The organism is Alkalicoccobacillus plakortidis, from assembly GCF_023703085.1.
In the GTDB taxonomy this organism is placed as follows: Bacteria; Bacillota; Bacilli; order Bacillales; family Bacillaceae_D; genus Alkalicoccobacillus; species Alkalicoccobacillus plakortidis.
The window spans coordinates 318,391-331,967 of the sequence record NZ_JAMQJY010000003.1; the positions used below are offsets into that span (position 1 = coordinate 318,391).

The 13,577-nt window shown below is 39.3% G+C and carries 13 protein-coding genes; 7 read left to right on the plus strand and 6 right to left on the minus strand.

The window, feature by feature from the left end:
• Positions 1-6: 6 nt before the first annotated feature.
• The 6 genes from cydC to NDM98_RS19050 all read right to left on the minus strand — a co-directional run bounded on the left by cydC (position 7) and on the right by NDM98_RS19050 (position 7,054).
• Positions 7-1,725: a thiol reductant ABC exporter subunit CydC gene (cydC, locus tag NDM98_RS19030; protein ID WP_251610989.1), complete on the minus strand. Its 1,719-nt coding sequence runs from the start codon at positions 1,723-1,725 to the stop codon at positions 7-9.
• Positions 1,722-2,501: an ATP-binding cassette domain-containing protein gene (locus NDM98_RS24295; RefSeq protein ID WP_308807775.1), complete on the minus strand. Its 780-nt coding sequence runs from the start codon at positions 2,499-2,501 to the stop codon at positions 1,722-1,724. Before NDM98_RS24295 ends, cydC begins: the two co-directional genes overlap by 4 nt.
• Complete coding sequence (locus NDM98_RS24300; protein ID WP_307728897.1) at positions 2,488-3,456, minus strand: ABC transporter transmembrane domain-containing protein; 969 nt, start codon at positions 3,454-3,456, stop codon at positions 2,488-2,490. The genes NDM98_RS24295 and NDM98_RS24300 overlap by 14 nt, the downstream gene beginning before the upstream one ends.
• Positions 3,457-3,484: 28 nt before the next feature.
• Complete coding sequence (locus tag NDM98_RS19040; protein ID WP_251611141.1) at positions 3,485-4,498, minus strand: cytochrome d ubiquinol oxidase subunit II; 1,014 nt, start codon at positions 4,496-4,498, stop codon at positions 3,485-3,487.
• The gene (locus NDM98_RS19045) at positions 4,488-5,840 is read right to left on the minus strand and encodes a cytochrome ubiquinol oxidase subunit I (protein ID WP_251610991.1); all 1,353 of its coding nucleotides are present in this window, start codon (positions 5,838-5,840) and stop codon (positions 4,488-4,490) included. Before NDM98_RS19045 ends, NDM98_RS19040 begins: the two co-directional genes overlap by 11 nt.
• A 200-nt stretch (positions 5,841-6,040) precedes the next feature.
• Positions 6,041-7,054 carry a S66 family peptidase gene (locus NDM98_RS19050; RefSeq protein ID WP_251610993.1) on the minus strand — a complete coding sequence of 338 codons (1,014 nt, stop codon included), beginning with the start codon at positions 7,052-7,054 and terminating at the stop codon, positions 6,041-6,043.
• Between the two features lie 109 nt (positions 7,055-7,163).
• Here NDM98_RS19050 and NDM98_RS19055 point away from each other — a divergent pair, with 109 nt between their 5' ends.
• The 7 genes from NDM98_RS19055 (at position 7,164) to NDM98_RS19080 (ending at position 13,556) form a co-directional block, all read left to right on the plus strand.
• Positions 7,164-8,309: a PepSY-associated TM helix domain-containing protein gene (locus NDM98_RS19055; RefSeq protein ID WP_307728898.1), complete on the plus strand. Its 1,146-nt coding sequence runs from the start codon at positions 7,164-7,166 to the stop codon at positions 8,307-8,309.
• Complete coding sequence (locus tag NDM98_RS24305) at positions 8,245-8,541, plus strand: hypothetical protein (RefSeq protein ID WP_307728899.1); 297 nt, start codon at positions 8,245-8,247, stop codon at positions 8,539-8,541. The genes NDM98_RS19055 and NDM98_RS24305 overlap by 65 nt, the downstream gene beginning before the upstream one ends.
• Before the next feature lie 53 nt (positions 8,542-8,594).
• Positions 8,595-8,876, plus strand: a complete 282-nt coding sequence (locus tag NDM98_RS24485) for a c-type cytochrome (protein WP_251610995.1) — start codon at positions 8,595-8,597, stop codon at positions 8,874-8,876.
• Between the two features lie 24 nt (positions 8,877-8,900).
• A complete protein-coding gene (locus tag NDM98_RS19065) occupies positions 8,901-9,374 on the plus strand; it encodes a FixH family protein (RefSeq protein ID WP_251610996.1) in 474 nt (157 codons plus the stop codon).
• Positions 9,375-10,297: 923 nt separating this feature from the next.
• Positions 10,298-11,182, plus strand: a complete 885-nt coding sequence (locus tag NDM98_RS19070) for an ABC transporter ATP-binding protein (RefSeq protein ID WP_251610998.1) — start codon at positions 10,298-10,300, stop codon at positions 11,180-11,182.
• On the plus strand, positions 11,179-11,817 hold the full coding sequence (locus NDM98_RS19075; RefSeq protein ID WP_251611000.1) for a hypothetical protein: 639 nt from the start codon (positions 11,179-11,181) through the stop codon (positions 11,815-11,817). The genes NDM98_RS19070 and NDM98_RS19075 overlap by 4 nt, the downstream gene beginning before the upstream one ends.
• Positions 11,818-12,278: 461 nt before the next feature.
• The gene (locus NDM98_RS19080) at positions 12,279-13,556 is read left to right on the plus strand and encodes an ABC transporter permease (RefSeq protein WP_251611002.1); all 1,278 of its coding nucleotides are present in this window, start codon (positions 12,279-12,281) and stop codon (positions 13,554-13,556) included.
• Positions 13,557-13,577 lie beyond the last annotated feature (21 nt).

The following is a 13,577-nucleotide window of genomic DNA, read 5'->3' on the forward strand; positions in this document are numbered from 1 at the left end:
CTTTTATCAGAGCATTTCCTTCTCCAACTGCTTCATCTCATAAAAATACCCTTTTTTGCTCATCAATTCAGCAAATGTGCCTGATTCAACAATCGTACCTTCACTCATCTGAATGATTTGATCCATCTCTTCTAAGCCCTTTAAGCGATGACTCACTAGCAAAACGGTTGCTTCATGCGCCTGTTCATATAGACTCGATAATATAGAATGTTCCATCACAGCGTCTAATGAGGAGGTCGGTTCATCTAATAGCCACAGGCATCCTCCTTTGAGCATAGCTCTAGCAATCGCTAGCCTTTGTTTCTCACCACCTGATAAGTTATCTCCTTTTTCAAAGATAGCATCATCAAGAGTAAAATGATTGAGGTTAACCTTCTCTAGAGCTTGTATTAAGGATTGATCGGATAGATGATCACCAGCTAATTTCAGGTTGTCACGAATGGTTCCGAAGAAAAATTGATTCTCTTGCAACATGACATTTGTCTGTTGCCATAGTGACTGCTCGTCCACTTCATGAAGCGGCAAACCATTAATCCTCACCTGCCCCTCATTTGGCTGGTAGAGATTTAGTATAAGCTGGAGTAAGGTAGATTTCCCTGAACCACTTGGACCAACAATCGCAATCTTCTCACCTGCTTTAATCTGCAGATTTATATTACTAAGCGTTGTTGTCTCATGTTTTTGTTGGAAGCTAAATGAAACCTGATCCATCTCTATTGAAAGTGGACCGTCCTGAAGTCGCTGTTTTGCATGCACGTGCTCTTCTGGTCGCTCTTCCTTTCGAAAAATCGAAAAGAGTCGCGTTGCAGACTGTTTGCTTTCTTGCAAATAAGCAGGAAAAACCGCCATAGGAGAAACATCTTCAAATACCGTCAGCGATATCATAATTAACATCGCCAGGAACACTCCTTCAAGGTCACCTACTGTTACCAGATAAGCACCCACAGCCACAATGATCCAAGAAAAAAGTAACGTGACAAACGTATTCAATGATAGATTATACGTCTTGTTTATACTTTCGCGTTCCTGCTCCTCAATATAGGATTCGGATATACCTAACACCGCCTGTTCCTTCTCTTGTAATTTTGAATGAATCTTTAAGTCTCGGAAGCCTTGAAAGAATTCATTCAGCTCAGTTGATAGCTCACTACGCTTTTGTCTAACCATTGGATCAATCTTTGATTGTCTGAAAGCAAAGATTGTTGGAATGACAAAAACAGTGAGCAACATGCCAGCAAGTAGGATCCACGCAATGTAAGCCGAAAAGAACATCGTGAACACCACGGTACTCAAGAAGACAATGAGCAAGACAATTGGTGGATAGAGTACTCGTAAAAAGAAGTTTTGTAAACTTTCTACATCACTAACCACTCTCGCCAAGAGATCCCCGCTCCGATACTTAGTAAAGATGCTTGGAGCTAAGGGTTCAAGTTTTTCAAAGAAAGTGGCTCGTAGATTCCCTAAAATAGTGAATGTCGCCCGATGAGAAACATAACGCTCACCAAAACGACTGAATGCGCGTGTAAAGCCAAGTAGTTTCACAAAAGAGGTCACAATAATTAAGGCATACAAAGGTGTTAAGAGAAATGCTTTTGAGATGAGATAGCCGCTAGCAGCAAACATTCCGATTGCCGCAATTCCTGCGATAAAACCGAACAGGATTGAATAGAGAATATCCTTCTTTTCAGTTAATACTAATTTACATATAGCCGCTAAATCTCTCATGAAGCACTCTCCCCTCTTTGCACTGTGACCATTTCCTGATACTCAGCTACCTTTTCATACAGTTCATCGTGACTGCCAATGGCCTTAAGCTGTCCTTCTTTTATAAAGAGAATTTGGTCTGCATCCTTGATGGTATAGAGTCGATGCGCCACAGTGATGATTGTCGCTTGCTTAGACAGCTGCTGAATGGACTGTTGCAATAATCTTTCCGTTTCTAGATCAAGACCGTTTGTTGGTTCATCAAAGAGAATGATAGACGGCTCTTTTAAAAAGGCACGTGCTAACGCGACCCGCTGCTTTTCTCCACCTGATAAGCCACGTCCTCCCTCACCAATCAGTGTGTTTGCTCCGTCCTTTAAGTTTCGAATCATGCCACTCAATCCAGCTCGTTCTATGGCTCGATCCAACTCTTCTTGTGTAAACGAACGACCGCCTTCAATTGCAATATTCTCAGCAATTGTTCCTGAAAAGAGATAAGGATTTTGGGAGATGTAACTCAATTGATTAAACCAACTTTTTTCTTCGTACTCAGATAAGGGTTTACCGTCTACCATCACTTGACCATTCGTAGGTCTAATTAATCCAGCGATTAACTGTAATAACGTTGTCTTACCCGATCCACTAGGACCAACAATCGCTAATTTGCAATATGGGCTAACCTCTGTGTTCATTGTCTCTAGTTGAAATTTCTCTTCTCCATAGCTATAGCTTAGTTGGCGTAATGAAAGCTTAGGCGGCGTCATCTTCTTCTCAAGTGGCGCGTCACCCCAAGTCACTGTCTCCTCTTCTCGAGCCAAGCTCTTCATCAACCTTTTTTGCAGCGCCAATACTTGCTCGTCCGTTATGAAAGGCACTTCCAAGCTCTTTCAGTGATGAATAGAATTCTGGCACAAGAATCATCACAAAGAAGCCAGTAAAGAAGGTTAACTGATCATAGATAATGATTTGAATGACAAGCTCCAACGCAATAATACCAATGCTAAGCATGGAGATAATCTCCAACATGAATGTTTGTGTGAAGGCTACTTTCAAGATTGCCATTGTTGCATCTCTAAATCCCAAACTACTCTTCAAAATCGTCTGTTTCTGTTGATTGGCACGCCCAAATAACTTAAGAGTAGTTAATCCCTGTAACGAATCAAGAAAACGCCCGGAAAAAGAAGCAAGCTTCTCCACCTGTTCTTCCGACTTGTCCCTCGTCTGCAGACCAACAATGATCATAAAGAGTGGAATAAATGGAGCTGTTACAAGCATAATTAAGCCTGAGTTATGATGCTGAGATGCCACAACCACAAGGATTAAGATGGGCACAAAGGCAGTCTGCATCAGCTGCGGTATATACTGACTGAAATACCCGTCAATCTCATCAACGGCATCTGTCACCACACTGATTTTTCTTCCCGACTGTCCTTGTTTGGAAGCAAGAAATGAAAGCGATGCGTATTTCTTTAGAAATTCACCACGATACTCACTCTTTACTTTTGTAGCTAACTTTAGTCCAGATCGTCTACTAAGATAGATAAACAATGATCGTGCGCACAAACAAAGAAGCAGCCACAGTAAATCAACCAAAACCTCATCAAAGGATTTCCCTTGTAGAAATACACCGTCTACAATCTTCACAAGGAAATAAGCCTGTCCCACAATCGATAGCCCAATCAAAACAGCAGAGATCAAAAGAAAGATCATTCTTTTTTTATATGAAAATGCACGCTCTTTTAATGTACGCATGATTCACCAGTCCTATCTACCTGCTAATCTATTTCTTTCCTTTCACATAATCCGCATCAAACAAGAACAACTTCATCAGTAGCATGAGAGAAGGAATAAGCAATAATAATCCACCAATAAAAGCAATGATTAATGCTAATCCCATCGTTTCATTTGTTGCAGCATCACTAATGGTTACATACGGATAGAGTAGATATGGATAGTGTCCGATCCCATATGCAAAAAAGGCCGTTAGAAATTGCAGCATGATACTCACAAATGCTAAACCATAATACTTGCCTCTATAGATCAACCACATCGCAATCATAAAAAATCCGACTGAGAGCCCAAGCAGCCACCAAAGATCCATCATATTCGAAAAGTGACGTTCGTTATGCTGACTAATCGCAATAAAGGCCGTTAAGGCAGACACAATCATTGGAGTTCCCCAGAATAGCGTATATCCTCTCACTATTTTTAATGATTCCGTATCCTGAGCTCGATTCGCATAAAACGAAAGGAATGCCGCACTAATAAATAGCACAGAGACAATAGCAAGTACTACAATACTCCATGAAAGTGGGCTACTGAATAACTCTGCAAATTGCAGCGAGACCGTACCGTTCTCCTCCACAATAAATCCACCCTCAGATAAGGTTAATGCTACGGATAAGGAAGCTGGAATGAATAACCCTGTAGCCCCGTAAAGGAACATGTAGATATTACTTTTCTTTGCCCCATAATTATGAAACGCATAAAAGGATCCACGGATAGCCAAGAGAATGATCGAAATACTCGCTGGCACCAGTAACGCTGTTCCGTAGTAGTAAGCAGTGTCAGGAAAAAATCCAATAATGCCAACAAAAAAGAAAACAAAAAAGACATTTGTGACTTCCCATACTGGTGATAAGTATCTCGATATTAATTGATTCATAATGTGATCTTTTTTTGTGAGCTTTGCATAATAAGCAAAGAAACCAGCACCAAAATCAACAGAGGCTACAATGATATAACCGTATAAGAAAATCCAAAGTACGGAAATTCCAATCATCTCATAGCTCATCATTTTCACGCTCCTCTTTTACTGGATACTGTCTCTCAAGCTCTGCTTCCACTGGATTCTGTCGGAATAGCTTAGTTAATGTTGTCAAACAGACGATTGCAAGAACAATATACAACCCTAAGAATAAGAAGAACATTAAGCCAAGATACGGAGAGGTGGTAGCACCCTCTGCAACGGTCATATAACCTCTAATAATCCACGGCTGTCTTCCAACCTCCGCATAAATCCAACCAAATTCAACAGCTAAAAATGCGAGTGGTCCAGTACTAACAATCATCAGTAGCATCGGTTTACTTAGCTCATTCCATTTCTTAAGTTTCTTTAAAACAAAGTAGAAGAATGATACTGCTACCAAAACCATGCCAATCACAGCCATGAAATCAAACATATAGTGAACCCATAGTGGAGGAGTTTCATCTTCAGGAAACTGATCCAACCCAATCACTTCACTATTAAAATCATTGTGTGCCAAAAAGCTTAATGCTCCTGGAATACGTATGACCCCAGTCGGTTCATTGTCTTCATTCAACCAACCAAATAGAATCAAATCTGCATTTTTCTCCGTTTCAAAATGCCACTCAGCGGCAGCTAGCTTTTCCGGTTGATGTTCAGCTAGAAACTTTGCAGATGTATCTCCTGATAACAAGTTAATTGCCCCAAAAACAAATGCCACAGCAAGCATAAGATTTAATGCTTTTTTGTGATAGCTAGAAGCCCCTTTTTTTAGGATCATAAAAGCAGCAATCGCAGCTAATAAAATGGCACAGGTTAAATACGAAGAAGTTAACACGTGAAAGACCTTAGAAGGAGTAGCGAGACTAAACATCGCCTCAATGGGATTCACCTCGGAGAGATCTCCGCCTTCTAATACAAATCCCGCCGGTGTGTTCATAAAAGAATTCACTGTTGTAATAAAAATGGCTGAAAACATCGAACCAATGACTACTGGTATAGAGAGCAACCAGTGGATGATTGGGTTCTTAAACCTGTCCCATGTATATAGATAGATACCTAAGAAAATGGCTTCAAAGAAAAAAGCAAATACCTCCATAAATAAAGGCAAAGCAATAACATTCCCTGCAACCCGCATAAAGTTAGGCCAAACAAGTGATAGCTGCAAACCAATGGCTGTACCCGTTACCACACCAATGGCGACCGTAATCACAAACCCTCTCGCCCATCGTTTAGCCAGGATATAATGCCTATCCTTCTTCTTGATTCCAACGAACTCAGCTATACAAATCATTAAAGGCACACCCACACCTATCGTCGCAAAAATGACATGAAATCCAAGCGTCATAGCTGTAATTAAGCGACTCAGTAATACCGTATCCATCTCCATTTACTCTTCCTCCTGACAATCAAACAGGACCACACAAAAGTTTGTGATCTATTGAGCATATTCTAATACTACTTTGTTAAATATGGGTGAAGTTTAGTAAAAGTTTGATAGATCGACACATCTTTTCGACAAATTTTTTGAACGACATAAATAGAAAAACAGGCAGGAATACATGCGCCCCTGCCTGTTAAGCGTACTCATTATTTAAACCACTGTGTCACTTTTCCTTTTCCATCTTCTGTCTCTACTTTCGCATATGCACCATTAATCAGTGTTAGCTGCGGCGGAACATGTCCACAGTCAATCTCATAGATAACCGGCACACCTAGTTCTTCGGTTAGATCCTGGTACACATCTTCTGTTGTATACCCCTCAACTGGTGTATTTGCTGCACTTCTGCCAAACAAGATCCCTGAACAATGTTCAAACCATCCCGCAAGCTTCATCTGAATGAGTGCTCGTTTTAGATCCGTTGTGGTCATCTCACAGTTTTCAAAAAACCACAGTACTGGCTCTTCCTCAACAAACTGTCTTCTAAAGGTTGAAACATCCCCATATGGTGTACCGACTAGATGGTGAATCACATCAACACAGCCTCCAAGTAAGCGTCCTTCCACTTCAACTTTCTGACCTGTTGAAGACTTCCATTCTGTTGTCTCATTTAAATGAAAAACATGTGGGCTTGGATTCTCAAAGTCCCACTCCTTTTGATACTTTTCTGAGGAATATTGTATAACCTCTCCACCCGCTTCGGTCGAAAGCACCTGCTCCCACATTGCTGTAGTGGCATCGTACTCTTCTCCTCTTAGATCCACCAGATTTGTTCCATGAGCGGTCGCCATTCCAGTTTGCAGCGTCACGGCTAAAAGCAGCATACTCACATCAGAATAACCTAAGATCCATTTTGATTGAATCGATTCAAAATCTAGGTGCTCTAATACCTCTATTAATAACTCCCCGCCCCATGGTGGAATAATGAGATCGACCTGATCATCTGTCATCATTCTATTAAATTCTTCTGCCCGCACCTCAGCCGATGCCGACCTAGCCTTAACTTGAGTCCAGACCGTTTCACCACATTGCAGATGGTAGCCTCTCTCTTTCAACCGAGCCGAAGCTTCTTTTACAATGTGATGGAGTTCAAGTGGTACCCCAGACGAAGTGGCTGTCACCCCAATTGTGGCACCTTTTTTCATATGAGGATATGTAATCATCTCGAATCTCTTCCCTTCCAACTATTTTTCATATCTCCCCAAAACTTCACAGCATTTAACATCTTCTTTGTACACTAAGACAAATGCTCGAGAAATCAGGAGGATCGTTATGAATTCAACTAAGAAAAAGAAAAAACAAACTAGTGCTTCTATCTACCAAGTCGTATGGAAATGGCATTTTTACGCTGGCATTATTTCAGCACCATTTTTATTTATTTTAGCATTTAGTGGAAGTGTTTACTTGTTTAAACCACAAATTGAAGCCTTTTTATATCAGGATTATTTTGTCGTGGATCAAGTGGCAGAAGATCGAGTTTCCTTTTCAGCCCAAAGAGATCAGGTAAAAGAATTCTATCCTGATGCCTCGATTTCATCTTTTGTATTAAAGGACGAACCCGACGCTACAACAGAGTTTCTAATCAGTGAAGATGGGGAATCTGCCTCGGTTTTTGTTAACCCTTACACCGGAGACATACAAGGAAAGCTAGCTGATGATAATCGACTTATGACGATTTTCAAGAAAATACATAGTGAGCTCTGGATTGCCGGCACGATTGGAAACCGAATCGTTGAACTCGCTTCCTGTTGGGCGATCATTCTACTTATCACTGGCCTATACATCTGGTGGCCACGAAATCGCGCTTCCATCTGGGGAACGATACTACCAAGACTACGAAAAAAAGGAAGACTCTTTTGGCGCGATATGCATGCAGTCCCTGCCTTTTGGTTATCCATTTTTATTCTAATTCTTATCGCAACCGGACTACCTTGGTCAGGCGTATTAGGACAACAAATCCAAAAGCTTTCGACTGCCCCTGATCACTCTTATGCCTGGCAGGAACGTCCGGAATCCATCACACTCACTAAGGACGCAGCAGATGGTATTCCATGGGCGAACGAAAATTTGGAGATGCCTGAATCTGAATTTGAAAGCGAATATCTACCTATCAACATTGAAGACGTAACCCATATTGCCGAAATGGAAGGCATGGCCTACCCCTATACATTATCTTTACCGGATGGCCCAACAGGTGTTTACACGATATCTCATGAAACAAATCGACTCGACCTTTCCACAAAGCATATTGATCAATATAGTGGCACTGTTTTAGTAAGCAGGAGCTTTCAGGACTTTGATTTTATTCCAAAGCTAGTTTCAGCTGGCATTGCCCTCCACGAAGGACGACTATTTGGCTTGGCCAAACCAATTACTTGGTCTGATCACTTGTTTAGGTTTGATGGGGATTGTAGTTAGTTCATTTATTTTATGGAAAAAACGCAAACCAAACGGAAAGCTCGGTGCTCCTCCTGGATCAAAAGATAAAAAGGTGACAAGAGCGGTATTCTTTATTATGCTTGGGTTTGGGATTATCTTACCTTTAGTCGGACTATCAATTATCATTATTTACCTACTAGATCGATTCATTTTCTCTAAATTTTCATGGTTCTCTTCAAAAGAAGAAATCAGAACAAAAAGGACTGGATAACATGAAACTTTTAGTATCTACCATAATGCTACTCCTACTTTTTTTAACAGCTTGTGGTTCCCAAGCAAGGACTTGATCCGGAGATTGCAGATCAAGAACCCATTGAGACCGACTTAGACATAAACGTTGATGCAGCACAAGAAACCTATTCAGCCTCATGTATACAATGTCATGGCGGTGATCTAAGCGGATTAAGTGGCCCATCCCTTATAGATAATGACTTTACACCAGAAGACATTCAAGAGATCATCATAAATGGTCAAGGAGCGATGCCTCCAATTCAGTTATCAGATGACGACACTGAAAACTTAGCCAACTGGTTGTCTACCCAATAAACCCTGTTAAAAGGAATGATTGAAATGAACATAAAAACGTTTGGCATAATACTCGCTTCCGCTTTTTTTCTAAGCGCTTGCAACAACAACGAAGAAGGAGCTGACACATCCATACCAAGCATCATTGAAGTCAGCATCGACCTACCAGAATCATCTCCTGCAAATGAGCAGCTTGACATCCCAGTTCAAGTCACTCAAGGCGGTGAACCAGTTGATGACGCCAGAGATGTTGTTATTGAAATATGGGAAGATCAAGACCGAGAAAATGGCTTTTTAGAAGAAGCAAAACTTCAATCCGACGGTCTCTATCAAATTAAGTACGAATTTGAATCCGATGGCATCTACCTCGTCCAAGCACATGTCACAGCCCGCGACATGCACTCAATGCCAACCAAACCAATCATCATCGGTGACGTCTCAGAAGAAGACATTAACGCCTTCAACGAAGCAGGCGGCGCTTCGTCTGAGGAACAAGGCGAGAGTAATCATCATCATTAAAGAATTGACCCCCCTCCTGGTCGGGAGGGGGGTTTTTTGGGGAGGAGATGGTGTGCGTAGAGCTTCTTGGTTCTTAGTTGAAGGGTGATCCTCTTGGTCCGTGCGTATATTTCTTGCTTAGGAGGGATGCTTCTTGGTAAATCCATTCCTGTCTTGGATTCAGCTCAATTCGTCTTGCTATGAGGGCGCGTTTCTTGGAGCTCAGTGGATTGCTCTTACTATTGGGTGCATTCTCTTGGTGCTCAGTGGATCGCTCTTGCTTTGAGGGGGCTTTTCTTGCTGTTCAGTGGATCGCTCTTGCTTTTGGGTGCATTCTCTTGGTGCTCAGTGGATCGCTCTTGCTTTGAGGGGGCTTTTCTTGCTGTTCAGTGGATCGCTCTTGCTTTTGGGTGCATTCTCTTGGTGCTCAGTGGATCGCTCTTGCTTTGAGGGGGCTTTTCTTGCTGTTCAGTGGATCGCTCTTGCTTTTGGGTGCATTCTCTTGGTGCTCAGTGGATCGCTCTTGCTTTGAGGGGGCTTTTCTTGGTGAGCATTGCTATAGGGAAGTCTGCTCTTTGTTTGCTTTGGTTCGTTCTTGCTAATGGATGAATCTATCTTACTATGAATACAAAATCTCTTGATAAACTCATGCTTTCTACCAAGGAAGTTCCTCCGACCGATATTCAATCCCTTATTCAGCAAACCAATCATTTAGACCATATTAGCTGTTAATTCCTCGCAATAGAAATAATTAACCAAAGAATTCCCCAATATTTATCACCTAAATCAAATAGATTCTGTTTTAAAAAAATTGAATATAAAAGCAATACTTCATTCCAAATTTATTTAATTTTCCCAATAGATGTTCGCTCTTCTTATGGTAATATTATCTATAGAAAATAATTGATTTTATTCCTAAAAATAAACAAATACGTGGTGATTCTGTGTCAGTCATTTCTATCAAAAATCTCTCGAAAAGTTATAAAAAGCAAAACGTTCTTGACGATATTAGTCTTCATATTGAGTCTCCTGGTATTTGGGCATTAGTAGGACCTAATGGCGTAGGAAAAACTACTTTTCTAAATGTCCTTACTAACCTTATCCCTCTTGACTCTGGGACCATTTCACTTGTTGGAATGAAGCATTCTAATTTTAAAGTCTTTAAGCAAGTGTCTTACTTACAAGATAATTCGGTATTATACCATTATTTAACTGGATATGAACACTTAAAGTTCATATGTGATATGCATAACCTCTCAAAACAACGTTTACTAGAAGTGGTTGATTATGTTGGAATGGGCGACTACCTTCACAAATTAGTAGGTAATTATTCGTTAGGAATGAAACAACATCTTTTATTAGCTCTATCCATCATAAATAAACCAACCTTATTATTGTTAGATGAACCGTTAAATGGACTTGATCCATCAAGTGCCATATTAATGCGTCGTTTGCTGCTAGAATTAGCAGCTGACGGTACGACTATTATTCTGTCCTCGCATAACCTTTCTGAAATTGATCGTGTTACCAACCAAATAATCTTTTTAAAAGACGGAAAAATCACCGAGGTACATACGAAGGATCACGAACTGACCTATTATCATTTACAGGTAGCCGATCAAAAAAAAGCAACAGATCTCCTAACTGAGAACCATTATGAATTCTCGGAATCAGAAAGCTGTATTACGTTTAGAGCTACTAAAAACACTCTTAATGAATACATAAGCTTGATAACCAAATATCGTATCATGATCCAAGATATTCAAAAAGAAACAACAAGCACAGAAGATTTGTATAATGATTTCTTTCGACGTGAGGTTACAAAATGAACCTGTTTTTATTTGAAATAAAAAAGATCATTCGTACCAAATCTCTATTCTTAATCTTGTCACTGACTTGCTTATTGATAAGTATATTATTTATACACAACTTAATGAAACAAGACCTTATTCAATCAGAGAAACTCGAGCATTTTTCTGAAATTTCCCGAGAATTATCTACGAATATTCTAGCCGATAGAGAGTATTTAAATGAGGCGGATGATCCTGCCGTTTCTAACAGAATTGATATAGGTATCAACCTCCAACAAGAACTTTCCATATTAATTGACTCTATAAGAAAGAATGATTGGAAGCAAGAATTGGAATCTGAAGTTCTTGTTTATCATTTAGCCGAAACCTATAAAAATGTCCAAGGTGATTTTAAGATTACAACGATTGAAATGGAGAAAATCATAAAGTTAAACGAAGAATTACTAATAAGTGACCTTCCTAAGGAAAGTGAGCGAGCTTCTATTCAACAAGCTGTTTTTATGAAACAGATGATCTCACTTTTTATAAATACCTTTGGTTTTTTAATATTCTTCGTTATCTTTCTTCCATTTCTATCGAAGGAATTTGAAGATAATCACATGAAATGGTTGTATACTACTCCAAGCTCCTCGTTATCAATTGTTTCTACATAAGTACGTAAGTATTATTTTGTCCGGTGTGATCTGGTTACTTACCCTATTTGGTTTGTCATACGGCTTACCTACTCTTTTTGGAAAGAACGTCGACAACGCTTTCCAGTACCCACTTTTCACTACTTCTGAGGACTTTATATATATCTCTGATTACATTCTTCAAGCTGGTATCTATAGTTTTGGTCTAATGCTTTTCGGTACCTCTGTCTTACTACTAATTACTCTCTTTATTCGTCACACAGTACTTAGCACGATTATAGTCGTTTCAACTTTTTTTTGGCACTACATCTTATTAAAAAACAATACTTACTCCTTGTTGAATCCTTTTACTTATGTTGAAGTGGATTCAATTATTCTAGAGAACCCTCATTATTTTCCTTGGGGAGCGGTTGTACTCTTTCTCGGAACCATGCTTTTAGTTAGCACAAGTTTATTGATTAATCACAAGCGGGGAATCTAATATGAGACTATTTATCTTCGAATGTAAGAAGTATCTAAAAAAGAAAATGCTTTTACTTACCATTCTCCTAACTATTATTCTATCTGGAGTCCTATATTTTTATAACTCAATTGTTGCGCAAAACCTGCTTGGCGGAATTGTTAACCAGCTAGAACACAACGCTAGTGTTCTCCTTACATACTCAAAAGAATTTGAAATTTTAAAAGAAACTGAGAGTAAAAATGAAAACTATGAAGCGGTTGAGGAAGCCGATAGGATGATACACCATTATGAAGAAAGCAGCAAAGAATATCTAGCCACTAAAAATGCGTATGAAACAAAAGATTGGAGCTTCCTCTATCAAAGAGACTTAGAATTCTTAAGTACACTTATGTACGAACCAGAGTTCAATAAATATTTTATAGAAGAACAGCCAGTTTCAAATTTTACAATTAGAGCTAATTTTGAAGAAAGAACACTTTTAAAAGACACCAATCAAACCCCTATGCTACAAAACGATCCTAATGATCTTTTCCTTGCTACTGTCTATGATGAATTTACAGGAAGCGCACTTGAGCAATGGAATACCATGACAAAGCGATTTGGTACGGAAGGATTTACTTATATCTATCAAATGACTCAATATCTATCTATTCCAATCACAGTACTTGTTGCTTGTTTCCTATTTGGTAGTAATCTCTCATCAGAGATGACTAAAGGAAGCAGACAATTACTTCTGACCAGAGTTTTACCTATACATCCTGTTCGTCTATTTTTTTCAAAATATACAAGCGGTCTATTCTTCTCAACAATGTTTACAATCATTATACAGCTTTTCCCTTTATTTCTTAGTCTATTTCAAGGTGGAGTAGGAAGCTTATCATACCCAATACTAATGTATGGAGTTCCAAATCTAGATACAAAAACCTTGAACGAATATGAAGACTCGTTCTCATTCATTACACTTGATCACTATCTAATTAAAGCATTAGTACTTACTATCTTTGTAACATTCTTTCTGTATACCTTTTATTACTTGATAAATCTATTAATTCGTAATCCATCTTTAAGCACTATCATAACAGCAACCCTCTCATTTTTAGGTGTATATGCTGAACCAAGAACCTATAATCCTTTTACCTATTTCGATATACACAAAATCATTAATGGTGAAACTGCATTGTTATCTTTTAATGAAAACATTCATTTTTCAAATGGAATTTTGATTCTAGGTTTTGGAGGTATCCTCATACTACTAATAACCTATAGCCGATTTAGAATTACGAATAATTTTTTCTGATTTTTGTGAATTACTAGGGGT